The 24,812-nt window shown below is 64.0% G+C and carries 28 protein-coding genes; 10 read left to right on the top strand and 18 right to left on the bottom strand.

The features are described from left to right. Positions 1-71: 71 nt before the first annotated feature. A complete protein-coding gene (locus IGS60_RS08580) occupies positions 72-1,262 on the top strand; it encodes an MFS transporter (protein WP_230503733.1) in 1,191 nt (396 codons plus the stop codon). Here IGS60_RS08580 and IGS60_RS08575 read toward each other — a convergent pair. The 4 genes from IGS60_RS08575 to IGS60_RS08560 all read right to left on the bottom strand — a co-directional run bounded on the left by IGS60_RS08575 (position 1,259) and on the right by IGS60_RS08560 (position 4,703). After that, entirely contained in the window at positions 1,259-1,957 is a 699-nt protein-coding gene (locus IGS60_RS08575) for a Crp/Fnr family transcriptional regulator (RefSeq protein ID WP_070313712.1), read from the bottom strand. The genes IGS60_RS08580 and IGS60_RS08575 overlap by 4 nt on opposite strands. A 166-nt stretch (positions 1,958-2,123) precedes the next feature. Beyond that, a complete protein-coding gene (locus IGS60_RS08570) occupies positions 2,124-2,771 on the bottom strand; it encodes a response regulator (RefSeq protein WP_175445255.1) in 648 nt (215 codons plus the stop codon). Between the two features lie 53 nt (positions 2,772-2,824). Then, positions 2,825-4,057 (bottom strand): GAF domain-containing protein, encoded by a 1,233-nt coding sequence (locus tag IGS60_RS08565; RefSeq protein WP_070221801.1) that lies wholly within the window; start codon positions 4,055-4,057, stop codon positions 2,825-2,827. A gap of 64 nt (positions 4,058-4,121) precedes the next feature. Further along, positions 4,122-4,703 (bottom strand): DJ-1/PfpI family protein, encoded by a 582-nt coding sequence (locus tag IGS60_RS08560; protein ID WP_070292103.1) that lies wholly within the window; start codon positions 4,701-4,703, stop codon positions 4,122-4,124. Positions 4,704-4,874: 171 nt separating this feature from the next. On the opposite strand from IGS60_RS08560, the gene IGS60_RS08555 reads away from it, so the two are divergent. Beyond that, positions 4,875-5,309, top strand: coding sequence for a hypothetical protein (locus IGS60_RS08555; RefSeq protein ID WP_230503732.1), 435 nt, complete (start codon positions 4,875-4,877; stop codon positions 5,307-5,309). Between the two features lie 66 nt (positions 5,310-5,375). After that, a complete protein-coding gene (locus tag IGS60_RS08550) occupies positions 5,376-5,675 on the top strand; it encodes an antibiotic biosynthesis monooxygenase (RefSeq protein WP_070221804.1) in 300 nt (99 codons plus the stop codon). Between the two features lie 181 nt (positions 5,676-5,856). Here IGS60_RS08550 and pncB read toward each other — a convergent pair whose 3' ends face one another. Both pncB and IGS60_RS08540 read right to left on the bottom strand, forming a co-directional pair. Continuing rightward, positions 5,857-7,047: a nicotinate phosphoribosyltransferase gene (gene pncB / locus IGS60_RS08545; RefSeq protein WP_070221805.1), complete on the bottom strand. Its 1,191-nt coding sequence runs from the start codon at positions 7,045-7,047 to the stop codon at positions 5,857-5,859. A 79-nt stretch (positions 7,048-7,126) separates the two neighbouring features. Next, a complete protein-coding gene (locus IGS60_RS08540; protein ID WP_230503730.1) occupies positions 7,127-7,990 on the bottom strand; it encodes a cysteine hydrolase in 864 nt (287 codons plus the stop codon). 72 nt (positions 7,991-8,062) lie between these two features. On the opposite strand from IGS60_RS08540, the gene IGS60_RS08535 reads away from it, so the two are divergent. Then, positions 8,063-8,302 carry a TIGR02450 family Trp-rich protein gene (locus IGS60_RS08535; RefSeq protein ID WP_070221807.1) on the top strand — a complete coding sequence of 80 codons (240 nt, stop codon included), beginning with the start codon at positions 8,063-8,065 and terminating at the stop codon, positions 8,300-8,302. Here the strand turns inward: IGS60_RS08535 and IGS60_RS08530 are convergent. Continuing rightward, a complete protein-coding gene (locus tag IGS60_RS08530) occupies positions 8,284-8,538 on the bottom strand; it encodes a hypothetical protein (RefSeq protein ID WP_070221808.1) in 255 nt (84 codons plus the stop codon). The two genes, IGS60_RS08535 and IGS60_RS08530, sit on opposite strands and share 19 nt — an antisense overlap. Before the next feature lie 137 nt (positions 8,539-8,675). Here IGS60_RS08530 and IGS60_RS08525 point away from each other — a divergent pair, with 137 nt between their 5' ends. Continuing rightward, the gene (locus IGS60_RS08525; protein ID WP_070221809.1) at positions 8,676-8,975 is read left to right on the top strand and encodes a hypothetical protein; all 300 of its coding nucleotides are present in this window, start codon (positions 8,676-8,678) and stop codon (positions 8,973-8,975) included. 17 nt (positions 8,976-8,992) lie between these two features. On the opposite strand, the gene IGS60_RS08520 is transcribed toward IGS60_RS08525, so the two are convergent. Together IGS60_RS08520 and IGS60_RS08515 are read right to left on the bottom strand one after the other, a co-directional pair. Further along, complete coding sequence (locus IGS60_RS08520; protein WP_230503728.1) at positions 8,993-9,547, bottom strand: nuclear transport factor 2 family protein; 555 nt, start codon at positions 9,545-9,547, stop codon at positions 8,993-8,995. Positions 9,548-9,661: 114 nt separating this feature from the next. Next, a complete protein-coding gene (locus tag IGS60_RS08515) occupies positions 9,662-10,267 on the bottom strand; it encodes an FMN-dependent NADH-azoreductase (RefSeq protein WP_230503726.1) in 606 nt (201 codons plus the stop codon). 134 nt (positions 10,268-10,401) lie between these two features. Here IGS60_RS08515 and IGS60_RS08510 point away from each other — a divergent pair, with 134 nt between their 5' ends. Beyond that, entirely contained in the window at positions 10,402-11,316 is a 915-nt protein-coding gene (locus tag IGS60_RS08510; RefSeq protein ID WP_230503724.1) for a LysR family transcriptional regulator, read from the top strand. 143 nt (positions 11,317-11,459) lie between these two features. Next, positions 11,460-11,687, top strand: a complete 228-nt coding sequence (locus IGS60_RS08505) for a hypothetical protein (RefSeq protein ID WP_070221813.1) — start codon at positions 11,460-11,462, stop codon at positions 11,685-11,687. Between the two features lie 7 nt (positions 11,688-11,694). Here IGS60_RS08505 and IGS60_RS08500 read toward each other — a convergent pair whose 3' ends face one another. From IGS60_RS08500 to IGS60_RS08475, 6 genes are all read right to left on the bottom strand, one after another. Continuing rightward, a complete protein-coding gene (locus IGS60_RS08500; protein ID WP_070292118.1) occupies positions 11,695-12,006 on the bottom strand; it encodes a MerR family transcriptional regulator in 312 nt (103 codons plus the stop codon). 3 nt (positions 12,007-12,009) lie between these two features. After that, positions 12,010-12,930 (bottom strand): DnaJ C-terminal domain-containing protein, encoded by a 921-nt coding sequence (locus IGS60_RS08495; protein WP_070292121.1) that lies wholly within the window; start codon positions 12,928-12,930, stop codon positions 12,010-12,012. Between the two features lie 96 nt (positions 12,931-13,026). Continuing rightward, positions 13,027-13,692 carry a beta/gamma crystallin-related protein gene (locus IGS60_RS08490; protein ID WP_070221816.1) on the bottom strand — a complete coding sequence of 222 codons (666 nt, stop codon included), beginning with the start codon at positions 13,690-13,692 and terminating at the stop codon, positions 13,027-13,029. Positions 13,693-13,852: 160 nt separating this feature from the next. Further along, positions 13,853-14,845, bottom strand: a complete 993-nt coding sequence (locus tag IGS60_RS08485; protein WP_230503723.1) for a beta/gamma crystallin-related protein — start codon at positions 14,843-14,845, stop codon at positions 13,853-13,855. Positions 14,846-14,947: 102 nt separating this feature from the next. Further along, positions 14,948-15,820, bottom strand: a complete 873-nt coding sequence (locus IGS60_RS08480; protein ID WP_230503721.1) for a beta/gamma crystallin-related protein — start codon at positions 15,818-15,820, stop codon at positions 14,948-14,950. 178 nt (positions 15,821-15,998) lie between these two features. Beyond that, the gene (locus IGS60_RS08475; protein ID WP_083293754.1) at positions 15,999-16,676 is read right to left on the bottom strand and encodes a beta/gamma crystallin family protein; all 678 of its coding nucleotides are present in this window, start codon (positions 16,674-16,676) and stop codon (positions 15,999-16,001) included. Positions 16,677-16,868: 192 nt separating this feature from the next. Between IGS60_RS08475 and IGS60_RS08470 the strand changes: the two genes are divergently transcribed. The 3 genes from IGS60_RS08470 to IGS60_RS08460 all read left to right on the top strand — a co-directional run bounded on the left by IGS60_RS08470 (position 16,869) and on the right by IGS60_RS08460 (position 21,534). Next, positions 16,869-18,260: an MATE family efflux transporter gene (locus IGS60_RS08470; RefSeq protein WP_230503719.1), complete on the top strand. Its 1,392-nt coding sequence runs from the start codon at positions 16,869-16,871 to the stop codon at positions 18,258-18,260. A 33-nt stretch (positions 18,261-18,293) separates the two neighbouring features. Continuing rightward, positions 18,294-19,133: a PhzF family phenazine biosynthesis protein gene (locus IGS60_RS08465; protein WP_230503717.1), complete on the top strand. Its 840-nt coding sequence runs from the start codon at positions 18,294-18,296 to the stop codon at positions 19,131-19,133. A 190-nt stretch (positions 19,134-19,323) separates the two neighbouring features. Beyond that, complete coding sequence (locus IGS60_RS08460) at positions 19,324-21,534, top strand: S9 family peptidase (protein ID WP_230503715.1); 2,211 nt, start codon at positions 19,324-19,326, stop codon at positions 21,532-21,534. A 74-nt stretch (positions 21,535-21,608) separates the two neighbouring features. On the opposite strand, the gene IGS60_RS08455 is transcribed toward IGS60_RS08460, so the two are convergent. From IGS60_RS08455 to IGS60_RS08445, 3 genes are all read right to left on the bottom strand, one after another. After that, the gene (locus IGS60_RS08455) at positions 21,609-21,794 is read right to left on the bottom strand and encodes a CsbD family protein (protein ID WP_034759763.1); all 186 of its coding nucleotides are present in this window, start codon (positions 21,792-21,794) and stop codon (positions 21,609-21,611) included. Positions 21,795-21,968: 174 nt separating this feature from the next. After that, positions 21,969-22,604, bottom strand: coding sequence for a bifunctional 2-polyprenyl-6-hydroxyphenol methylase/3-demethylubiquinol 3-O-methyltransferase UbiG (locus IGS60_RS08450; RefSeq protein WP_070313705.1), 636 nt, complete (start codon positions 22,602-22,604; stop codon positions 21,969-21,971). Positions 22,605-22,671: 67 nt separating this feature from the next. Beyond that, positions 22,672-24,741 carry a M13 family metallopeptidase gene (locus IGS60_RS08445; RefSeq protein WP_230503714.1) on the bottom strand — a complete coding sequence of 690 codons (2,070 nt, stop codon included), beginning with the start codon at positions 24,739-24,741 and terminating at the stop codon, positions 22,672-22,674. Positions 24,742-24,812 lie beyond the last annotated feature (71 nt).

Genomic DNA, 24,812 nt, shown 5'->3' with positions numbered 1-24,812 from the left:
TGGTTGCATTTTAAAACTAATCACCGTAGACTCCAACTGGTTTTAATTTGCAACCACTTATAGGCAAGCCCATGCGCGACACGACCACCCCCATCACAGCAGCACTTCCTTCCCCTCTCGTCTGGCTGTTTGCTTGTGCGGCCGGCCTCAGCGTGGCCAATGTGTATTACGCCCAGCCTTTACTCGCCACCCTGGCGCACGAGTTCGGCATGACGGAAGCCGCCGGCGGCATGGTCATCACGGCCACGCAGCTCGGCTGCGCGCTGGCCCTGCTGCTGCTGGTTCCCTTGGGCGACATGCTGAACCGGCGCCGGCTGACCCTGTTCCAGCTGGGCTTGCTTGCCGTCTCGCTGGCGGCGCTGGGCTGCGCCCGTTCCACGGCAGCCTTGCTGGGCGGCATGCTGCTGGTGGGCTTGCTGGGCACGGCCATGACGCAAGGCCTGATCGCCTATGCGGCCAGCGCGGCGGCCAGCCATGAGCGGGGCAAGGTCGTCGGCATGGCGCAGGGCGGCGTGGTGATCGGCTTGCTGCTGGCGCGTACCCTGTCCGGCGTGGTGGCGGACCTGGCAGACTGGCGCGCCGTGTATTTTGTGTCGGCGGCCATCGCCTGCGCCCTGCTGATGCTGCTGTGGCGCAAGCTGCCGCCGGTGCAGCCATCCGATCACAAGCTGGCCTACGGCGCCCTGCTCGCCTCGATGGCGGACATGCTGCTGCACAACAAGGTGCTGCGCGTGCGCGGCATGCTGGCCCTGCTGATGTTTGCGGTCTTCAATATCTTCTGGAGCGCGCTCGTATTGCCCTTGACGGCGCAAGGCTATAGCCATGCGGCCATCGGCGCCTTCGGGTTAGTGGGCGTGATCGGTGCGCTGGGCGCGGCGCGTGCGGGGGCGCTGGCTGATGGCGGACGCGCGCAGTGGACGACGGGCGCGGCCCTGCTGTTGCTGCTGGCCGCATGGCTGCCGCTCAGTTTTGCCGGCGCGGCCCTGTGGCCCTGGATCGTCGGCATCATCGCGCTGGACCTGGCGGGCCAGGCCATCCACGTGACGAACCAGAGCCTGATTTTCAAGCAGGACAGCGACGCGCACAGCCGCCTGGTGGCGTGCTACATGCTGTTTTATGCGGTGGGAAGCGGACTCGGTGCGATTGCCGCCACCAGCGTGTATGCGCTGGCGGGCTGGCATGGGGTATGCGCGCTGGGCGCGGCGGTCAGCTTGCTCGCCCTGCTGTTCTGGCGGCTGACCTTGCCTGCTGAAAAAGCTTAGTTCAGCATGGCCGTGGCGGCGGAACCATGGCGGTACGTCTTCAGCGCATCGGGCTGGATCTGGATCAGCGAACCGCTGACTTTAATCAGGTGCAAGTCCGTCAGCTGGTGCAGCACGCGCGACAGGGTGGCGGGCGCCAGGTTCAAAAACGATGCCAATAAGCTCTTCTTCAGGTCCAGCTTGACTTCGTTCGAACGCTGCTGGTCCGATGCCTGCAACAGATACTCGACCACGCGCTGGGTGGCGTTCTGCACGGAGCAGCGTTCCACGTTGCGGATAAAACCCATCAGGTGATGCGACAGGCTGTTCATCATCTGACGCGCGATGCGGGGCGACTGGTCCAGCAGGCGCAGCAGCGCATGCGGCGGGATGCGCAGCAGCAGACAATGTTCGAGCGCTTCGGCGCAGAACGGGTATGGTTCATCGAGGAAAATCATGGCTTCGCCGAAGCTCTGACCCGGACGGATCAGTTCCAGGACCTTGTCCGTCCCTTCCATGGAAAACACGCTGAGCTTGACGAGGCCGAAGACCACCACGTAGGCGCCTTCCGCCACTTCGCCCTTGCGGAACAACACTTTGCCTTTTTCCACTTCGACACGCACGACATCCTGGCGCAATTGCTCTAATTGCGAAGGGGAAATATGGCGGAACAGAGCCTGGCTCGACAGCAAGCCATCGACGTTGACCTTATGCATGACACTCTCTTATTAGATTAGCGAATGACTAAGAGTGTAATGCGCTGGCACGGTCAAGGCCATACGTCAAAGGAACTAGGGTTGTCTAGGCCGGAACGCCATGCAGATCAAACAATCGCGCATTCCTTGTGGCTTTTTGGCACGGTATTTGCGCTTTGCTTGATCTTTATTTACCGAGTTCGCGCTCGACCGCATACACGGCGATCTGCACGCGGCTGCTGAGCTTAAGCTTTTTGAGGATGTTTTGCACGTGGATTTTCACCGTGCTTTCGGCCACGTCCAGCTGGCGCGCGATTTCCTTGTTGCTCAGCCCTTGCGCCAGGCAGGCCATGGCTTCGCGTTCGCGCGGCGTCAGTTTGTCGTAGTCGGCCTGGGGCGCGTTCTGCCCCGCGCGGAACTGCGACACAAGCTTGGCCGTCATGGCGTCGGCAATCACGGATTCGCCGGCGGCGGCGCGGCAGATGGCCTGCCCCAGCTGCTCGGCTTCTATATTTTTCAGCAAATAGCCACGCGCGCCCGCGCGCAGGGCCGCGCCCAGGTCGGCCGCGTTTTCCGACACGGTCAGCATCAGCACGACCATCTGCGGCATGTCCTGCAAGATCAGCTGCAGCGCCTCGACGCCCGTCACGCCGGGCATGTTCAAGTCCATCAGCACCACGTCGGGCTGCAGTTCGGCCGTCAGGCGCACGCCGTCGAGCCCGTTCGATGCCTCGCCCACCACCTGGAATTGAGGATTGCGCTGCAGCAGCAGCTTGACGCCGCTGCGCAGCAAGGTGTGGTCGTCGACCAGCAGGATTTTGATTGGTGCGTTCACTATGTTTGTTTCTTTAGCCTGATAAATAGCGGGAATAGATTCGGAATCATCTGTTACGCGGCCTGGCGCCGCGCCGCCGGCAAGGCCAGCGAGATCGTCGTGCCGCCGCCGGGCGTGCTGTCGATGGCAAATTGCGCACCGAGCCGCTCGGCCCGCTCCTGCATGATACGCAAGCCGATCTGCAATTCCGTTTTCTTGTCGCGCAGGTTGGCGGCAAAGCCTTCGCCATCGTCGCGCACCTGCAGCGCAAAATCGCGCCCGTTTTCCACGCGCAGCGCCACGTTGCTCGCCTGCGCGTGCTTGCGGATATTCGACAGCGCTTCCTGCACGATGAACAGGATCTGCAACTGCTGCTCTGGCGCCAGCGGCGCGCCATTGCCGCTCATCTCCAGGGTGCCGGCGACACCCGTCTGCAGCTCGAACTTGGCCAGCACTTCGCTGAGTTTGCTTTCGAGGTCGCTGCCATGCCAGCGCGTGCGGAAATTGACGAGCAATTCACGCACGTCCTGGTAGCTTTGTTCGACGCCCATGCGCATCAGCGGCAGCACTTCGGCCGCCTCGTCGAGCTGGCCCCGGCGCACGGAATCGTCGAGCATCTGCACTTGCAGGCTGATGAAGTTCAGGCTTTGCGCGATGCTGTCGTGCAAGCCCTCGGCCAGCAGGCTGCGTTCGCGCGCCACGGCAAATTCCTTTTCGCGCGCGATCAGGCGCTGGTTTTCGATGGCGATGCCCAGGCTCTGGCCCAGCGTCTCCAGCCAGCCCTGCTGCTGCGCCTGCACGGCTTGCGGCTGCGCAAAGTGCAGCGAAAAGCTGCCCACCACCTGGTCGCGCGCGAGGATGGGAAAGACGGCGATGGCGATAAAGCCTTCGTCCTGGCAACGGTAGCGCTGCAGCGCTTCGACCTGGCGGAAATCGCGGATCTGGATCACGCCCTGCGCCACGGCCGCGCCGCACAGGCAATCATTGTTGCGGATGCAATGTTCCTCTTCCACCATCGCGTCGGAAATGCCTTCGTGCACGATGATGTGCACGGTATCGTGCTGCGGATCGAGGATGCGCACGGTGCCGCCTTCGGCTTGCGCGAACTGCATCACGTGGCGCAGGAAGCCGCGGCACAGCGCATCAATGGCGTGCTGTCCCGCCAGCAAGGTGGAAATGTCATGCAGGGTGGCCAGCTGGCGCTCCTGCGCGGCGCTCAGGCCCGATGCGGCTTGCGCCAGGCGGCGCTGGCGCCAGCGCGACGCTGGAAGTTGTTTGCGGGAAGGTTGACTGCGCGGCGCATGCATGAAGAACTCGAATCTGAAAAGTGGTGCGCCCGGCGAACGCTGCGGCCTGCCGGGCAGGTAAAGGTTACAAACGGATCTCGGTACCGAGCAGCTTGACGAACTGCGCCAGCCACGCCGGATGGGCGGGCCAGGCGGGCGCGGTGACGAACTGGCCATCGGTGACGGCGTCCGTGACGGCGATGTCGGCATATGTGCCGCCCGCCAGTGTCACTTCCGGCGCGCAGGCGGGATAGGCGGAAATGCGCTTGCCGCGGATGACGTCGGCGGCGGCCAGCAATTGCGCGCCGTGGCAGACGGCGGCGACGGGCTTGCCCGCCTCGGCGAAATGGCGCACGGCGGCGATGACTTTGTCGTTCAGGCGCAGGTATTCGGGCGCGCGGCCGCCGGCGATCATCACGGCGTCATAGTCGGCAGGGTCGATCTCGTCGAAGCTGGCGTTCAAGGTGAACAGGTGGCCCGGCTTTTCCGTGTAGGTCTGGTCGCCCTCGAAATCGTGGATGGCCGTCTTGATCGTCTCGCCGCTCTTCTTGCCGGGACAGACGGCGTGCACGGCATGGCCGAGCATCAGCAGGGCCTGGAACGGCACCATCGTTTCATAATCTTCTGCAAAATCGCCGGTCAAAAACAGAATTTTCTTCGCTGCCATTTAGTTCTCCTATGAAAGATTGATTCCGCAAGACGTATCTTAGCGCGACTTGGTAGCCATACTGGATATTTATCAAACTTTTGCGCCTTGATCGAGGATTTTACAGGCTGAGGCAGAATTTTTTACAGGCTCGCCGGTCAAATCAGGTACACCTCCTTGAAAGGCCGGGCCATGGACAGCAGCACAAACAGCGGCGGCAGCACGCTGATACGTATCTTCGACCATTTCCCCGATGCGGAGCGCGCCCGCATCCGCTTGCTGGCCGAAGGCTTTCCTCCTCACGCCGTGCAACTGGACGCGGGCGACGACGAGGCCGGCCCCGTGCAGGGCAATTTTACGGTCGGCAACTGCGACACCATGACCAGCCGGCTGGAACGCGCGATCAACGCCCTGTTCGGCGGCGACAACCATATGTACCGGCGTAACTACGGCAAGACGGCGTTTCGCGGCATGGTGCGCCTCATTGTCGCCGTCCGCGATCCGCAGGAGCAGGAACGGGCGCACGCCATCGTGCAGGCATGCAATGGCTGCGACATCGAACAGCGCACGGCCAGCCACGCGGGCAGCCGGCGCGCCGATGCAGGCACACCGGCGCTGGCGGGCTGACGCCCTCCCCTGCACGGCGAAATTATGGCAAGATCACCGTTCCTTCATTCCACAGCGGAAATTGCCATGATTTTTGAAATTGCCCACATCCAGATCAAATCGGCCACGCATGAAGCCTTCGAAGCGGCTGTAGCGAAAGCCGTCCCCCTGTTCCAGCGCGCGCGCGGCTGCGAATCGATGCGCCTGGAGCGCTCGATCGAAAACGGCGACGCCTACCGCCTGGTGGTCGGCTGGACGACCCTGGAAGACCATACCGTGCATTTCCGCGGCAGCGACGACTTCCAGGCCTGGCGCGGCCTGGTGGGCGAATTCTTTGCCGCCCCGCCCCAGGTCGAGCACATGAACACGGTGGTGACGGGGTTTTAAGCCGGGGGTTGCACACGGCACGCCGTCTGCCCGCCCAGCTTGTCGGCGAGTTTGCCGGCGGACTTGGCCGCGAAGTTGTCCGCGCAGTTGTCCGCGCAATTGTTCGATTACGCGCGGCTTTGCCGCGCCTCGGCGGCCCCGCTAATCCGACCTACGCCACGCATAGGCGGCTGGGCGCAGCTTAGACGGCAGGATGATGGAACACCTGCCGCAGATACGCGAGGAAGGTTTCATCCTTGCACAGGGTCTTGCCCGGGGAATCCGACAATTTCGCCACGGACTGGCCATTGCAGCGCACCAGTTTCATGACGATGTTGAGCGGCGTCAAACCGACGTCGTTGGTGAGATTGGTACCGATGCCAAAGCCCGTCATGATGCGGTCGGCGAAGTGCTGGTACAGGGCAAACGCCTTGTCCAGGTCCAGGCCGTCGGAAAACACGAGGCGCTTAGTGTTGGCGTCGATGCGCAGGGCCGCATAGTGGGCCAACGCCTTCTCGCCCCACTCGACGGGGTCGCCCGAATCGTGGCGCAAGCCGTCGAACAGCTTGGCGAAATACAGGTCGAAGTCGGCCAAAAAGGCATCCATGCCGACCACGTCCGTCAGGGCGATGCCCAGGTCGCCGCGGTATTCCTGCACCCAGTCTTCCAGTGCCGCCTTTTGAAAGTCGCGCAGGCGCACGCCGAAGGACTGGAACGACTGCATGTATTCATGCGCCATGGTGCCGATCGGCACGATGCCGAGCTTTTTCGCCAGGTAGACATTCGACGTGCCCTTGAAGTATTCGGGCACTTCGCGCGCCAGCCGTTGCACCACCTCGTCATGCCAGGCACCGGAAAAACGCCGGCGCACGCCGAAATCGGAAAATTCAAACGGATGCTTGCGCCTCGGCAGCTTGCCGAATTCCTTGACGGCCGCCACTTTCAAGCCCAGGCGGTGGCGCCCTTCGCGCATGGCCGCATCGAGGTCGAAGCGGCGGAAATACAGTTCGTTGATGATGTACAGTACGAAAATCTCGAAACCCATCACGTGCACCTGCGGCCCGGCCGCATGCACGATCAGGGTGTCGCCGTCCGTGCTGACGTCGATGAATTTTCTCTGGAAGCGGAACACCGTCAAAAAATCGACGAAATCGCTCTTCATGAAACGCAAGGTGCGCAAATAGGCCAGCTCGTCGTCGGCAAACGACATCGAACACAGGTGGTCGAGCTGTTCTTCCAGCTCGCCCTTCAGTTCGGCCAGGGGAAAGGCAGTGGCGTTGCGGCAGACAAATTCGTATTCGGTATGGGTATTCGGATGACCGTGCAGCAAGGCTTGCCACATTGTAAATTTATACAGATCGGTTTCCAGCAAACTGCGCACTATCGGGGTCATGTGTGTTTTCTCCAACTTCCTGAAGCCAGAATAGTACGCCACCGCAAGCATTTCAGCAGGGTTCGCTTGCAGGAAAGCATCAATCGCCTGCGTTGGCCAGCAATTCAGGCACGACCTCGGTGGATGTGGCCAGCCGCGCGCCGCGCTCATGCATGGCGGCAAGGAAGTCGCGCTGCTGCGCGGCAAAGCCCGTGACGGGGCTCATGCAGTCCGTCAGCAAGACCAGGCGCGACAGGGCCGCCTTGCCTTGCTGCGCTTCCAGGTAATCGGCGATGTGCTCGGTGCTGGCTTTGACACAATGGCTGCCCGCTTCGCCGCAGATGTAGAGTTGCTGCGCCGGCAGCAAGGTGTCGAGGAATGCACGGTTGAGCTGGGTGGCTGCATCCTGCGCATCGGGCACTTCCGCCATGACGGCCGAGTAATGCTCGGTCCACGGATTGGAACCCTTGCTCAGCTTGGCCACCACTTGCAAGTTGGCCACTTCCCAGGCGTTGTAGGCGGTGCGCACGGCCGCGTGGATATTCTGGCCCCAGCTGCCGATCTCGCAGTGCACGGGCCACACCATCAGCTGGTAGCGTCCCGCCTGCTGCAAGGCATCGAGGTAAGCCAGCGCGCGCGGCAAGGCGCCGCTGGCGGCGGGCAAGAACAGGCGGTCGCGCACTTGCTGGGCGCTGATCTGCGTAAACGGCGGCACGGCGGCTCCATCGCCCGTGCGCCAGAAGGCGGGGTGGGCGATGTCGTAGCGGTGGTGGGCGTCAAGCGTTACGCTGATCTGCGTCAAACCGCCGCCCCCTTCACGGATCAGCTGCGCCACGCGCAGCATGTCGGCGTGGGCGCCGGGCACGGCCAGTGCAGGCGCCGCATCGGGCGGCAGCCAGGTGGCAGGCAAGTCGCAAAAATCGTTTTGCGGGTCGATGACGAGCAGGTGCAGCTGGCGTTTCATGGCGGTCCTCGTGCGTGGCAGGAAGTTGCATGATAATGGCAACATCGCCATCACGCCAATCCGGAGACCGCCATGCACCTTGTCAATCGCAATAACTTGCGTCCGAACAAGTTACTCAACAGCAAATGGACCGCCGTCACGCCCGTCAACAAGGAAAAACATTTTCTCGTCATCAAGCTGTGCGCCCCGGCCACGCCGGATGAACCGGCCACGCACGTGGAACTGGAAGCCGTGCATTCGGGCCGCGTGCACATCCTGCCCTGGCGCGCGCTGCAGGATACCGCGCAGTGGCATCAGGGGTGGAAGACATAGCGGCGCTGGCGCCGCTCGACCAGTTTGACGGCCGCCTCGCCCGCTTCCGCCATGGCATCGGCTTCCGTTGTAAACTGATGGTCGGCCGACACCCGGCGCTTTTTCACCAGGTTCACCCGGTGCATGGGGTTGGGCGAAGGGGCATAGATGGCGACGTACGCGCCCCATAGCTTGCAGCCCCGCAAGCGCTCTGCCGTGTAATTCACCTCATAAAAATCAACATACTTTATCGGCACGATGTGCGCTCCAAAAATGACATGGCCGGACAGCTTGTCTCTACGGACTGACGCGGTGAGGGTAAAACCATGCGCTCGCGATTGCTCAGGATACTCAATTCAGCTCTCTTTTTATCACGCGGCACAGGAGAAAAAGGATGAATGACTACATCATCTTCATGCATGACGACACGGAAACACCGATGGACGTCGCCACGTCCGCCTGGGAAGACTACTTCGCCATGCTCAGGGCCAGTGGCCGCTTCTGCGGTGGCAGCTCCATCGGGCCCGGCATCTGCGTGCACCGCTCAGGCCAGGCCAGAGCGGTCACGCCACACTTGTCAGGCTATCTACGTGTGCAAGCTGAAAGTATAGACGATGCAAAAAAATTGTTGATCGGAAACCCCGTACTGAACGCAGGGGGCACGGTGGAAATCCGCGCACTGCCGCGCGACTGAGGCGGCATGGCGGGCGGCTATTTTCCTGCCTCGGCGGCGGGATGCATGGACCAGACGACGCTGAGGATTTTCCAGTCGCCGTCGCGCTTGACCATCTGCCACGCTTCCGCGCCATAGTTAGACAATTTGCCGCCGACGAGGAATTCGTAGTCGAAGTTGACCCACGCCACATGGCGGTCCTGGGTGATCTTGACGTTGTAGAATTTTTCTTCCGTGCGCTGCGGTTCGCGCTTGATGAAGTTGGCGAAAGCGGCGTAGCCACCCGCCCCGACGCCGTCGAAGTGGACGTCCGTCGTGTCGCGCATGTTCTTGATGAAAGCATCGTCGGCCGGCGAGGCGAACAGGATATTCGTGTGCAGCATCAGCGACGACAGCAGCTTGACATCCTTGGCGATCAGGGCCGCCTGGAAGTCGGCGACGACTTGCTCGATGGCGCGGAGATCCTCGTGCGTGGAGGCGTGGCGGCCCACGTGGGGCGGCGCAGGCGGTGCAGCGGGCGCGGTCTGCGCCAGCGCCATGCCTGCCGAAAACAGGGAACAGCCGAACAGTATTGCGCTTGCCAACTTGTGCATGAGGGACTTTCATGGCGAACGGCTCGCCGGCCTGGCACGGGGCGTGCCGCCGGCAAGCTTATGTCAACCATGGCAGATTGGCAATCCCCCGTTGGAACTAGAGAAGAGCCAGACTCAGGCCGCCAGGGCCTCGATCGAGGCGCGGCCCTTGGCGATCGCGCTGGCGACGGCATCCTCGCCCATGGCCACGCCTTCCGCTTGCACGAACTCGATGTCGGTGATGCCGATGAAGCCCAGCGCCGTGCGCAGATAGGTGCTCAGGTAGTCATACGCGGCGCCCGGGCCTTCGCTGTAGACACCGCCGCTGGCCGTAAAAATATATGCTTTCTTGCCCGTGGCCAGGCCGACGGGGCCCGTTGCCGTGTACTGGAAAGTGCGGCCTGCGCGCGCCACGTGGTCGATCCACGCCTTCAGGGTCGATGGCACGGAAAAATTGTACATGGGCGCGGCCAGCACCAGCACGTCGGCGGCCAGCAATTCATCGACCAGGGTATCGGACAACTGCACGGCCGCTGCCGCCTGGGCGCTGCGCTGGTCGGCCGGCGTGAAGAAGGCGCCCATCACCTCTTCCGTCAGGTGCGGCACCGGTTGCGCGGACAGGTCGCGCTCGACGACACTGGCGCCTTGCGCGGCCAGTTTCGCGACGAATTCGCCGGACAATTGACGCGACAGGGAACCGCTGTTGCGCACGCTGCTATTGATGTACAAGACCTTGCTCATGAAGTGCTCCTGGGAAAACGGGTGACGGGATGGGCCGCATCGCAGCCCTTGCATACAGCATAGTTCGGGTCTACCATCGAGAAAACCATGTAAATATAAATGGTTAGCATCGAATTTTTAGATAGGAAATCATCATGAGAGAACCAGGCCAGCCTTCGCTCGACCAGTTGCGCGTGTTCGTCGCCGTCATCGATGCCGGCGGCTTCGCCCACGCGGCGCGCCAGCTGCACCGCACACAGTCGGTGATCAGCTACACCATCGCCAACCTGGAAGAACAACTGAATGTGGTGCTGCTCGACCGCGGCAAGCGCAAGCCCACGCTGACGGACGCGGGCCGCGCCCTGCTGGCCGACGCGCGCGCCGTGGCCCTGAAGGTCGACGGCATGCGCGCGCGCGCCAAGGCGCTGGCCGGCGGGCTGGAGGCGGAAGTATCGGTGGTGGTCGACGTGATGTTCCCCACCTGCGTGCTGGTGCGCGTGCTCGAGGCGTTCCAGGCACAGTTCCCTACCGTCGCCCTGCGCCTGCGCATCGAAGCCATGGGCGCCGTGGCGCAGCTGGTGATGGATGGCAGCTGCCACATCGGCCTGGGCGGCTGGATGACGGCCACGGCCAGCGTCTTCGAGCGCCTGGCCGTCGGCCACGTGCGTCTGATTCCCGTGGCTGCGCCCAGCCACGCGCTGGCGCAGCTGGCCGGCCCGATTCCTTCCGGCGTGGCGCGCGAACACGTGCAGCTGGTGCTCAGCGACCGCAGCGTGCTGACGGAGGGCCAGGATTTCGGCGTGCTGGGATTGCGCAACTGGCGCCTGGGCGACCTGGGGTCAAAACACGCGCTGCTGCGCGCCGGCCTGGGCTGGGGCAACATGCCCGAAGCGATGGTGCGCGAGGATTTGACGGAAGGACGGCTGGTGCACCTGCCGCTGGCCGTCGACAATGGCGAGAATTATCCGATTTACCTGATCCAGCGCGCCGACACGCCGCCGGGCCAGGCGGGCAAGTGGCTGACGGAGCGGTTTGCGGAGCAGCTACCGCTGCTGGTGCAGGGCTTCTAGAAGAACGCGCGGACGGGTATCATGCGGGGGCAAGCCCTAAACAACTGCTGGGGTCAGACCCTCAACACCGCCAACGCAAAGCTCAGTGCCAACGTGTCCGGGGGTCTGACCCCGATTTCAGACACAACCTTGAAGAGATTCACATGGCCGGCATCGACGACTTCGTCAACAAGCAAAAACCAGGCGCGCGCTTCGTCATCACGGCGCAGATGCTGCGCATGACGCCGCAGCAGTTCGACTCGCTGGCCCAGGAGTGGATGGAAGACGGCGGTCCCGGCTTCGACGTGGCCGGCATCCCGCACCGGGTCGTCGTCGATGGGCAGTTTTATATCGGCAGGATCACCGTGCAGCGGCACGGCGAGCCTGAGTAAATAAAAGCTACTCGACGCCCAGCACGTGCAGGCGGCGGCGCAGGCGCGCCACTTCTTCCGATAAATCGACCACCAGCGCGGCCAGGTCCGCGTTCGCGTCGAACACGGATTCGATTTCGTGCAGGCGGCGCGCGCGCACCAGGTCCAGGCTGGTGAAGCGCCAGGCCGTCAGCTGGCCAGCCGGCGGGCCGTCCTGCAGCAGCACGCCGGTCTGCACATGCTGTACCACCCAATCCGGTTCCACCGCGCAGGCGCGCGCCAGTTCTTCCAGGCTCAGGGCACGATCTTCGAGCAATTCGCCAATTACCTTGTTTGTCATGATTTATCCTCCCAGCTTCTGGCGCGGATTGAAAGCCATCTCGCGCGCCATGGTTGCATACAGTTCGCGCGCCTTGTCATCGTTCGCCGGCGGCAGCACCACTTCCAGCAGCAGATACAGGTCGCCCGGCTGGGCGGCGGGAATGCCGCGCCCCTTCAGACGCAGCTTGCGCCCCGTCTGCGAATTGGGCGGCACGGTGACGGTCACGGTGCCCGATGGCGTGGGCACGTCGATCTCGCCGCCCAGCGCCGCTTCCCACGGCGTAACGGGCACCGTCTCGAACACGTCGCGCCCTTCCACCTTGTAGCGCGCGTCGGGCCGGAAGCGGATTTCCAGGTACAAGTCGCCGGCGGGCGCGCCGCCGCTGCCGGGATTGCCCTGCCCCTTCATGCGCAGCTGCTGTCCTTCCGTGACGCCTTTCGGTATCGTCACTTCCAGGGTGCGCTCGCGCGTCACCACGTGGCCCTGCGCATCCGCTTCGGGCACGCGCATGACGATGTGGCGCTTGGCGCCCTGGTAGCTGTCCTGCAAGTCGATGGTGATGGCGGCGTGGCTGTCTTCGCCCTGCATCTGGAAACTGCCGCCGGCGCGGCGGCGCCCGCCCACGTGGGCGAACAGGTCGGCAAAGAAGTCGCTGTCGTCGGTGCCCGATGATTCGTAGCCCGAACCCCAGTCCGGCGGCGGCCGGAAGGGCTGGCCCTGCGCACCCTGGTTACGGCCCAGTTCATCGTAGGCGGCGCGCTTTTCCGCGTCGCCCAGCACGCCGTAGGCCTCGTTGAGGGCCTTGGTGCGCTTGTCGGCGTCCGGTTCCTTGCTCACGTCGGGATGGTATTTGCGTACCAGCTTGCGGTACGCCTTCTTGATCTCGGCCTCGGACGCCGTCTTTTCGACGCCCAGTTCCTTGTAGTAGTCCTTGTATTCCACCGTGCCTGCTCCCCATGGTTGAACTGCCTGATGGAAGAGTACACGAATTAGTCGCTGGGCAGCGTGTGCACGATACAACGCCGCCCGGCAGCGGGATCAGCGCACGCGGCGCACCGAGGAAATGCGGCGGTCGAGGCCACCGTGCAGGCGGCCATAGCTGCCCGGTCCCATCACCACGCAGCGGCCGCGGAAGTTGGCATCGACGCAGAATTCCCAGCGGCCGTAATTGACGACGACCGATTCGGCGCGGTCATTGAAGCCATAGCGGCTCAAATCGCGCACTTCGCGGTCCAGGCGCACGGGCCGCCCGCGCATGCCCGCGTCGGGGAACAGCAGCACGGCGCCATTCATGTCGGGACGGTGGCCGCCGCCGTGGCCGGGATAGCCGGGGTGAGGACGCTCCGGACGCGGCGGGTAAGGCCGGTGGTCGCCGCCGCCATGGCCAGGACGGCCCACTTCGCGCACGGAGGAAACGGCGTCGTTCATGCCCGGCATGCTGCCGTAGCGGCCAGGTCCGAAGGTACGGCAATTGCCACGGTAATTGGCGTCCTTGCACACTTCCCAGGTGCCCGAGCGCACGATGATGCTCGAGGTCTTGTCGTTAAAGCCCATGCGCGACAGGTCGCCCGTGTCGGAACGCAGGGTCACGGGGCGGCCGCGGAAACCGGCATCTTCGAACAGGGTGATTTCGCCCGCGGATGCGGCAAGGGGGGCGAGGAAGGTGGCGGCGCACAACAGCGCGGGCCGGAAAGATCGAACCATGACAACTCCAATACTGATGACATTTTCGCCAGTGTAGACCAGGCGGCAGGCGGCGAGTGTAACAAAGGGCAAGCAAATGTCAGCGCACTGCAGCGAATGTAAAAACCGCCTGGCGGGATCAACCCGGCAGGCGGTCTGTCAGCACGACGTCAGGACGGGATCAGCGTACGCGGCGCAGCGAGGAAATCTGGTTTTCCATGCTGTTCAGGCGGCCATATTCGCCCGGCCCGATCACTTCGCAGCGGCCATGGAAGTTCGAATCGCTGCACACTTCCCACTGGCCCTCGTTGACGACGATGGACGAGGCGCGGTCGTTGAAGTTGTAGCGCACCAGGTCTTCCGCATTGCGGTCCAGCGCCAGCGGTTCGCCGCGCATGCCCGCTTCGGGGAACAGCAGGACGGCGCCGCGCTGCTGGTATTGCGGCTGCTGGTATTGCGGATACTGGGGCTGGTCGTACTGCGGCCGCTGGTACTGATTATCGTACTGCTGCTGGCGGCGCGCCTCGCGCTCGTCAACCATGCGCGCCGACGAGACGCGCCCATCGAGGCCGCGTCCCAGGTCGTCGTGGCGGCCAGGGCCGAAGATGCGGCACACACCGTTGTAGTTCGAATCGCTGCACAGCTGCCAGTAACCGTTATAGACGACGATGCTGGTGGTGCGGTCGTTGAAACCGATATTGACGAAATCGTCCGTGTCGCGGTTCAGGCGCGCCGAGCCGCCATTCTGGCCCGCGCCCGAATACACTTCCAGGGTGCCGCCACGACCATAGCCGCCATGGCCCCGGTCGGGATCGCGTCCCGGGCGTCCCGAATTGTTGCCATCGCCGCGCCCCGACTCGCGTACCGAACTGATGGCGTCGTTCATGCCCGGCATCGAACGGTATTCGCCCGGTCCCAGGGTACGGCAATTGCCGCGAAAACCGGCATCGGTACACACATCCCACGTGCCCGAACGCACCAGGATGCTCGACACCTTGTCGTTGAACCCAAAGCGCGACAAATCGTCCGTCGTCTCGCGCAGGTTCACTGCGCGGCCACGCAGATCAACGTCTTCGAACAAGGTGATATCGCCTGCATGGGCGGCCGCATGGGCCCCCAGCGAGAGCAGCAAGGTCGCCGCGCATGCCAGCGTGTGTTTGAAAGGGCCCGTCATGATTAACTCCATTCTTCATTCTTTGGTGATGATTTGCCTGGCGGTTGCGCCAGGATGCTAGTGTAACAAATACAAGGCCATGCGGAAGGCCCGGTCATGCGTTCAGTACAGCCGGCGCAGCGAGGAAATACGCTTGTCGAGCGTCGTGTTCAGCACTTCATACTTGCCCGGCCCCATGCGCTCGCAGCTACCGTTGAACTGCGAGTCCGTGCAGACTTCCCAGGTACCCTCGTTGATGGCGAGGGATGCGGCCTGGTCGTTGAAGTTCAGGCGCACCAGGTCGCTGACGTCGCGGTTCACCTGCAGCCCTGGTCCCTTCAGGAAAGCGCGGCCATATAGCACCACCAGGCCCTCGTCATTTTGCGGACGATTCTCTTCGCGCGGATCGACCAGGCGCGCCGACGACACGCGTCCATTCAGGCTGCCCAGGTCATCGTGGCTGCCAGGCCCGAACACGCGGCAGCTGCCACGGTAGTTGGAATCGCTGCACAACTGCCAGTAGCCATATTCGACACGCGCGCTGCTGGCGCGGTCGTTGAAGCTGATGTCGACCAGGTCGTCGCGGTCCGAGTTCACGCCGGCCGACGCGCCGCGCTGGCCGCCGTCGGCGAACAACTCCAGCGCCGCGCGGCGTCCACCGCCGCTGCCGCTGCCCTGCCCGGCGCCGGTTTCCCGCACAGACGAGATTTTATCGTTCATGCCCGGCATCGAGTGGTAGTCGCCCCGTTCCAGCGTCTTGCAATCGCCCTTGAAATCGGCATGCGTGCACACTTCCCAGCTGCCCGAATCGACCTGGATGCTCGAGACAGTGTCATTGAAATTAACGCGCGACAAGTCGTCCGTCGTATCGCGCAAGACGACTACGCGCCCCTTGAAATTGTCATCGGTGTACAGGCGGATCTCGCCGGCCTGCGCCGCGAGGTGGACAAACAGCGAACTGGCACACAGCAGAGCAAAGGCGAACGGGCGATTCATGGGGCGGTCTCCGGTGGCGGCAAAAGTAAGTGATCGACATGACAACTGATGTCAGTGTAGCCATCCACAGAAAAAACGGTGTAACAAAGTATGGGAAAAGCACAATAAATTGTTACCAAAAGCAATAACAGGCCCCTGCGGGCCTGTTATTGCCACTTCGCGTACTGCCTGCCCCGCGTCAGCGCACTTCGCGCACCGACGAGATGCGGTTGCTCATGCGTTCAAGGCTCGCGTACTCGCCCGGCGCCAAGGTGCGGCAGCGGCCGCGGAAGCCCACGTCTTCGCACACTTCCCAATAGCCGGAGCGCACGCGCACGCTTTGCACCGTGTCATTGAAATCGCGCTCGCGCAAATCGGCGGAAGCGTTGCTCACGCTCAAGCTGCGGCCGGCAAAATCGTCGCGCGTATAAAAGGTCAGCTCGCCGCCCAGCGAGCGCCCGGGCAAATGGCCGCGCTCGCGGTCACGGTCACGGCGGCCGTCCCAGTCGCGTCCCCGGTCGCGCTCACCGTCACGGTCGCGGCCCCGATGGCCGTCCCAGCCGCCGCGCACTTCGCGCAGCGACGTGATCTTGTTGGCCTGGCCATCCAGTGACGGATACTCGCCCGTCTCGAGCAGGAAGCAGGCGCCGCGGAAATCGGCGTCCTCGCACGCTTCCCAGCGGCCCGAGCGCACGCGGATGCTTTGTGTCGTGTCGTTGAAACGCAGATCTTCAAGGTCGGCGACGGCGTCGCGCACGGTCTGCGAGCGGCCGTGATAATCGTCGCGCGAATACAGGGTCAGTTCGCCGGCGCCGGCCAGTTCGGCCGTCATGGCGGCGCCCAGCAACAGGGCGCAGTTCAGGGTATGTCTCAGCATGGTCTTGCTCCATAGTCAGGGTACTGCGGTTGACTATTTGGTCATTTTGCCAAATAGAGCGCGCAGTCTATCCGCGACTGGCCCACTTAGCTGTAACAAATGATTACCGTGCCGGTCCGGCCGCCGGGGCGCCCCGGCGGACAAGCACGGCGAATGCCGGTAGAATCTTGTGTTTAGTCAAGCTTGCCGCCCATGCCACACACTACCTCGTTCACCCTGCCCGCCATCCGCAATGAAGTCTCGTCGCTGTGGAAGCTGGCCTGGCCCATCCTGATCGGCCAGCTGGCCACCGTCGGCATGGGCGCGGCCGACGTGGCGATGACGGGGCATACGAATCCCGAGGAACTGGCGGCCGTGTCGCTGGGCGCGGCCATCTGGTCCATCGTGCTCGTCACCGTGAGCGGCATCATGATGGCGATCAATACCCTGGTGGCGCATGAAATCGGCGCCGCGCGCCACGACCGGGTGCCGCACATCGTGCGCCAGTCGCTGTGGAAGGCGCTGCTGGTCGGTCTGGTCGCTTGCCTGCTGACGAACATGGCGGCGCTGGTGTTCGACCACCTGATGCTGGAGCCAAACGTGGCGTCCAAGGCCAAGCTGTTCGTGCACATCATCAGCTGCGCGCTGCCGCCGTTCGCCGCCTACCGCGCGCTGTACGGCTACAGCACCAGCATCAACCAGACCAAGCCCGTGATGGTCATCGCGCTGGCCGCGCTGGCGCTGAATATTTTCGTCAACTACCTGCTGATCTACGGCCACTGGGGCATGCCGAAACTGGGCGGCGTGGGCTGCGCCGTGGCCACCACCTGCTGCGTGTGGATGATGCTGCTGGCCATGCTGGCGTGGATCCGGATCGCGCCCGCCTACCACGCCACGTATCCGTTCACGCACTGGGAATGGCCGCAACTGTCGTCGATCGGTCCCATGCTGCGCCTGGGCCTGCCCATCGGCGTCACGTATTTTGCCGAAGTGAGCGCCTTTGGCGTCATCAGCCTGCTGGTGGCGCGCTTCGGCGTGATCCAGGTGTCGGCGCACCAGATCGCCCTCAATTTCTCGTCCGTCGTCTTCATGGTGCCGCTCACCTTCGGCATCGCGCTGGTCACGCGCGTGGGCCATGCCGTGGGCGAAGCCAATCTGCGCAAGGCCCGCTTCATTTCGTGGGTGGGCGTGGCCATGTCGCTGACGGCGGCCATCGTCTCGGCCACCCTGATCACCGTCTTCCGCCACCAGATCGCGCAAGCCTACACGTCCGACCCGCAAGTGCAGGAACTGTGCGCGCAGCTGCTGCTGTTCGCCGCCCTGTTCCAGCTGTCCGACGCGACGCAGGTGGCCACTTCCTGCGCCATCCGCGGCTACAAGGTAACGCGCCAGCCGATGCTGATCCAGCTGCTGGCCTTCTGGGGCTTCTCGCTGCCGATCGGCTATGTGCTGGGCCTGGCGCCGCAAGGCTTCATCTGGTCGCCGGCCGAACCGATGGCCGCCGCCGGCTTCTGGATCGGTCTGGTCACGGGCTTGACGGTGGCCGCCGTGCTGCTGACCTGGTATCTGAACCGCCTGTCGCTGCAGCGCCTGCGCGCAGCCTGAGACAAGGAGCACCCCATGCACAAGGAGCACACCATGCCGCAACCACGCCCCTTCAGGCAAGTCGACGTCTTCAGCACCACGCCCTTCTCCGGCAATCCGCTGGCCGTGGTACTGGACGCGAATGGCCTCGACGCCGCGCAGATGCAGGCCATCGCGCGCTGGACGGGCCTGTCGGAAACCACCTTCGTGCTGGCGCCGCGCGACCCGGCCGCCGATTACCGCGTGCGGATTTTTTCGCCCGAGATGGAATTCCCGTTCGCCGGCCACCCGACGCTGGGCACGGCGCACGCCCTGCTTGATGCGGGCATGCAGCCGAAAGGCGCGCGCATCGTGCAGGAATGCGGCGTCGGCCTGGTGCAGATAGAACGGGGCGCAGGCGGCGTGCTGGCGTTCCAGGCGCCGCCCTGCGCCACGCGCGCGCTCGATCCCGCGCTGCTGCCGCTGCTGCAAACGGCGCTGGGCGGAGAACCGGCCGCCGGCGGCACCGTCGCCGACATGGGCATCCGCTGGCTGTGCGTGCCGCTGGCCAGCGCCGCGGCCTGCCTGGCCGTGCGCGCCGACATCGCCGCGCTGACGCCATTGCTGGCCGCCGCCGGCGCCGACGGCCTGGCGCTGTATGGCCCGCACGACGCCGGCGGGCCGGCCGACTACGAAGTGCGCGCGCTGCTCAGCGAGCATGGCGCGCTGGTCGAAGACCCCGTCACGGGCAGCGCCAACGCCTGCATCGCGCACCTGCTGGCGGGCGCCGACTACACGGTCCGCCAGGGCACGTGCCTGCAGCGCGACGGCCGCGTGTCCGTGACTTTCCGCGATGGCCACGCCTGGATAGGCGGCGCATGCCTGACGGTAATCGAAGGCACGATATTGGCCTGAACGGGGCAAAGCGCCATGGAATGGGCGGCTGCTGGACATTTTTGACGAAGTAAATACGGCCATGAACGGTTTATTCCGTGGCTGGCGCTATCGCATAAACAGGCACGCTCTGGTATCGTCTTACGCTTAGGCAACGCTCAAGCTCGCCTGTACATGCAGTGCCCTTCTTCTTCCAACTACCGAGACATCCATGCGTTTTATTCTTTGTTTCCTGGCCGCGATGGCCAGCGTTCCCGCATCGGCTGAAAAGCTGACCCTGGAACGCATCCACGCCGATCCGGCGCTGGCCGGCCCCGGCGTGCGCAACCTGAAGGTCTCGCCCGACGGCGAGCGCGTCACGTTCCTGCGCGGCCGCGCCGACAACCAGTTCCAGCTCGACCTGTGGGAATTCAAGCTCAAGGACAAGAGCACGCACCGCCTGGTCGACTCGAAGGCGCTGGTGCCGAATGAAACGATTTCGCCCGAAGAGCAGGCGCGCCGCGAACGCGAGCGCACGGCCAGCCTGAACGGCATTCTCAGCTACAGCTGGTCGCCCGATGGCAAACAGCTGCTGGTGCCGCTGGCCGGCAATCTGTACCTGGTCGACGCGGCCCACCCGGACAAGGCGCGCCTGGTCGCCAAGGGCAATGTGCTCGATCCGAAAATCTCGCCGAAAGGCCGCTACGTATCGTTCGTGCGCGACCAGAACATCCATGTGATCGACCTCAAGACGGACAAGGAACGCCAGCTGACGACCGACGGCAAGGGCACGATCCGCAACGGCGAAGCCGAATTCGTGGCGCAGGAAGAAATGGGCCAGCGCACCGGCTACTACTGGGCACCCGACGATTCCGCCATCGCCTATAAACGCTATGACGAAGCGCCCGTGCCCGTCGTGCGCCGCTTCGAAATCTTCGCCGACCGCACGGACGTCGTGGAACAGCGCTACCCGGCCGCCGGCGACCCGAACGTGCTGGTGCAACTGCTGATCGTCTCGCCGGAAACGGGCGTGCAGCGCCAGGTGGACCTGGGCACGAACCCGGACATCTACCTGGTGCGCGCCGACTGGAGCGCGGAAGGCAAATCGCTCGTCTACCAGCGCCAGTCGCGCGACCAGAAGACGCTGGACCTGGTCGCCGTCGACGCGGCTACCCTGGCGCAGCGCACCCTGCTGACGGAAACATCGACAACCTGGGTCAGCATCCATGACGACCTGCGCTTCCTGTCGAACGGCACCTTCCTGTGGTCGTCCGAGCGGACGGGCCGCAACCATCTGTACCTGTACGACATGAGCGGCAAGCTGCTGCACCCGGTCACTTCCGGCGAGTGGGGCATCGACAGCGTGCTGGCCGTGAACCAGAAGACCGGTAAAGTGTTCGTGTCGTCGAACCGCGACGCCGTCATCGACAAGCAGACCTACGCCCTGGCCCTCGACGGCAGCACGGCCGACAAGCCGCAGCGCGTGACGAAAGCGGACGGCTGGCACGACACGACGTTCTCGCGCAATGGCGAAGTCTTCGTCGACACGTATTCCGACCCGGCCACGCCGCCGCAGGTCAGCATCCGCCGCCCGGACGGCGCCATGGTGGGCTGGCTGGAAGAAAACGCGCTCAACGCCAGCCACCCCTACTTCAAGTACAAGGCCGACCACCTGCCGACGGAATACGGCACCCTGAAGGCCAACGATGGCCAGACCCTGCACTATTCGATCGTCAAGCCATCGAACTTCGATGCGGGCAAACGCTATCCCGTCTACCTGTCGACGTACGGCGGCCCGCACTCGCAGCACGTGACGCGCCGCTGGGGCAACAACTTCGACCAGTACATGGCGCAGCAGGGCTTTGTCGTCTTCCGCCTCGATAACCGGGGCTCGTCGCGCCGCGAGCGCGCGTTCACGGACGCCATCTATCACAACCTGGGCGCGGCCGAAGTAGCGGACCAGCTGGTGGGTATCGACTGGCTGGGCAAGCAAAGCTTCGTCGATCCTAAACGCATCGGCGTGTTCGGCTGGAGCTACGGCGGCTTCATGACCCTGCGCCTGCTGTCGGCCGCGTCGGACAAGATCGCCATGGGCGTGTCGGTGGCGCCCGTGACCGACTGGTCGCTGTACGACACCCACTACACGGAACAATTCCTCGGCATGCCGAAGGAAAACGTGGACGGCTACAAGGCCAGCACCGTGTTCGCCCACCTCGACGGCCTGAAGTCGCCGCTGCTGCTGGTGCATGGCATGGCCGACGATAACGTCTTGTTCAGCAACAGCACGCGCCTGATCGACGCGCTGGTCAACCGCGGCGTGCAATTCGACCTGATGACGTATCCGGGTGCCAAGCACGGCATCTCGTCGCGCGCGGGCCAGCGCCACGTGTACAAGAAAATCGAGCTGTTCTTCAAGCAGAACCTGATGCAGCCAGCACAGTAAGCTTGCGCTGCATCAAATAAAAAACCGCCGCCTGTCTTGCGACAGGCGGCGGGTTTTTTATGCTGGAGCAGAAATTATGGCTTGCGGGTCACAGTTTCGACTGCATCCTTGACGTCGCCAACTTTCTTCTGCACTTTGCCTTCGACCTGGTTTGCCAGGCCCTTGGCTTGCTGTTCTTCGCTGCCGACGACTTTGCCAGCGGCTTCCTGGATTTTACCGCCGACTTCCTTCAGTTTACCTTCGACTTGATCTTTGTTCATGATAAATCCTCACTGTAGTTGGTACATCTGTTGTCCAGCCCAAAGGGCCGGTACTGCGGCTCACACGCCGTTGCAAACTGCTTGCTGCGTGTCGATGTATCCATAGTACGCCCGAGGCCGCAAAAACTATGTACGGTTCCTAACACATGCCCAAATTCATACAAAATGCGTCCATCAGGCTGGCTTACGCCACACGGTGGCCAGCCACGGCTGCTGTTCGCGCGGCAAGCCGGGCGGACGGTAGTATTGCTCGACGAGGGTAAAACCGGCCGCCTGCACGTAGGCGGCCCATGTCGCTTCGTCGTGGTAGCTGCCGTAGCGCGCGCCATTCCAGCCTTCCTCGTTCTGCCCGCGCGGGTTCGAGCTGAACAGCACGCCGCCCGGTTTCAGGCACGCGTACAAAGCGCGCAGCACGCCGGGCAAGGCGGCGCTGGGCACGTGGAACAGTACGGCATTCGCGAACACGCCGTCGAAGTGTGCGGCGGGCAGGTCGAGGTCGACGAAATCCTGCTGCCACACGGTACAGCCGCTGTAGGCGCGCGCCATCCCGACGAAACGGGGGCAGCCGTCGACGCCCGTCGCGTGGTGCCCCAGGGCCGTGAACGCCTTCAGGTCGCGGCCGGGGCCGCAACCGAGGTCGAGGATGGCCAGCGGCGCGGGCTTGCCGATGGCGTTCAGCAGTGCGGCGATGTTCTGGCTGACGTCGTGATCGCGCGTGCCTTCGAAAAACTGCTCGGCGCTGGCGTCGTAATGGGCCAGGGTGCGGCCCGTGATGGCGTGGATGGGATCTTGCGGTGGGGTCGGCTTCATGGCGCTCCAATCAGTAATCACGCCATTTTACGGTGCCGGCGCGCTGCGCGTCCGGCACCGTCAATGACTACCAGACGCGCACGCGCTGTTCCGGCGCCAGGTACAGCTGCTGCCCCGGCTTGACGTCGAAGGCCGGATACCAGGCGTCGAGATTGCGCACGGTGGCGGCGCGGTATTGCGCCGGCGCATGGCCATCCGTGAGGATTTGCTGGCGCGCCGCCGCTTCGCGCGCCTTGCTGCGCCAGCTGACGCCGTAGCCGATGAAGAATTCGCGGTCCGCCCCCGGCTGCGCCGGCTTGCCCTGCTGCGACAGGGTGAACGCGTCATAGGCCGCTGCCACGCCGGCCAGGTCGGCCAGGTTTTCGCTCAGGGTCAGCTGGCCATTCACGGCCAGGTCGGGGAACGGTTTGTAGGCGGCGAATTGTTCCACCAATTGCTTGGATGCCGCCTGGAAATGCGCCAGGTCCGCTGGCGTCCACCAGTCGCGCAGCTTGCCCTGGGCGTCGAACTGCGCGCCCTGATCGTCGAAGCTGTGGCTGATTTCGTGGCCGATGGTCGCGCCGATGCCGCCATAGTTGGCCGCATCGGATGCTTGCGGGTCGAAGAACGGCGGCTGCAGGATGGCGGCGGGGAAATTGAGCGCATTTTGCAGCGGCAAGTTGACGGCATTGACCAGCTGCGCCGGCATGGCCCAGGCCTTGCGGTCGGGCGACTGGCCCAGCTTGGCCAGCTCCTGCCGGTAATGGAACTGCTCCGCCCGCTGCACATTGCCCAGCGCATCGCCGCGCACCACGCGCAAGCCCGCATAGCTTTCCCACTGTTCGGGGTAGCCCACGCCCACGTACAGAGTCTTGAGTTTTTCCTGCGCCTGCGCCTTGGTGGCCGGCGCCATCCAGTCCAGCTTGTCGATGCGGCGCGAGAAGGCGGCGACGATATTCGTCACCATATCTTGCACACGGGCTTTCGATTCAGGCGGGAAATAGCGTTCCACGTACAGCTTGCCGACGGCGTCGCTCAGGGCCGCATTCGTCGCGGCCAGCGCCCGCTTGCTGCGCAGCGACTGCTGCGGCGTGCCGCTCAGGGCGCTGCCATAGAAGGCGAAGCGCTGTTCGGCCGCCGCCTTCGGCAAGACCGTGCTGAAGTGATTGATCGCGTGGAAGGCGAGGAAATCCTTCCACGTGACCAGCGGCACGCTCGCCACCAGCGCGGCGCTGCCCGTCATGGCCGTCGGATGCCAGACGATGAAATCCGTCTGCTGGCCCAGCCCTGCCGCCTGGAAGAAGGCTTTCCAGTCGAGTCCCGGCGCCTTGCTGGCGAAGTCGGCGGCGCGCCACGCATTGTTGCCCTTGGCCACATCGGCCGAATCCTCGCGGCTGGCGTGACTGGCGGCAATTTGCTGTTCCAGCGCAAACACGCGCGCGGCGCGGGCCGGCGCATCGCGGTAGCCGGCCTGCTTGAGCATGGCTGCAATATGCGCCTGGTAGCCCGCGCGCAAGCCCTGCATGCGCGCGCTGTCGCTCTGGTAGAACGCGCGGTCGGGCAAGCCCAGTCCGCCCTGCAGCAGGTAGGCCACATTGCGCGTGGTGTCGTTCAAGTCTTGCGCGACCCACAGGCCGAACAGGTTTTCCGTATAAAAATTGGTGGCGTTGAGCGGGTCGACGTCGGCGCGCAGGCTCTCGCCCAGCGCGCGGGCCAGCCCTGCCTGGTCGCGTATGCCGTCGATCTTCTTGAGCAGCGGCTTGATCGGCGCCCAGCCTTTCGCTTCGATAGCCGCTTCATCCATCCAGGAACGGTAAAAATCGCTGACCTGGCGCGCCGATGCATCGGCCTGCGGCGCCGCCGCCAGACCTTCGACGAGGCCGATGATGCGCTCGTTGGTGGCGTTGGCGAGGATGGCGAACGAGCCCCAGCTGCTGCGGTCGGCGGGAATTTCCGTGCTGCGCAGCCAGTCCCCATTCACGTAATCGTAGAAATCGTCACCGGGCAAGGCCTTCGCGGCAGCGGGGGCGGCGGCCCTGGCGGCCCCTTGCTGGCCATGCGCCCGGGCGGGCAAACCGGTCAGCGAAACGCCGGCCAGGGCGAGGATGATGGCGGCCTGGACTGGCGTCCGGGACCAGGAAAAACGCAAACCGTGCATGGCGATCCTTTCGATGTAATAGCCAAAATCATAACCTGAAAATCCTGCCTTTTTGGGGCGAAAAAGCATCC

Source organism: Janthinobacterium sp. FW305-128, from assembly GCF_020858135.1.
Classification (GTDB): domain Bacteria; phylum Pseudomonadota; class Gammaproteobacteria; order Burkholderiales; family Burkholderiaceae_D; genus Janthinobacterium.
This window is presented reverse-complemented; position numbering and strand designations above follow the sequence as displayed.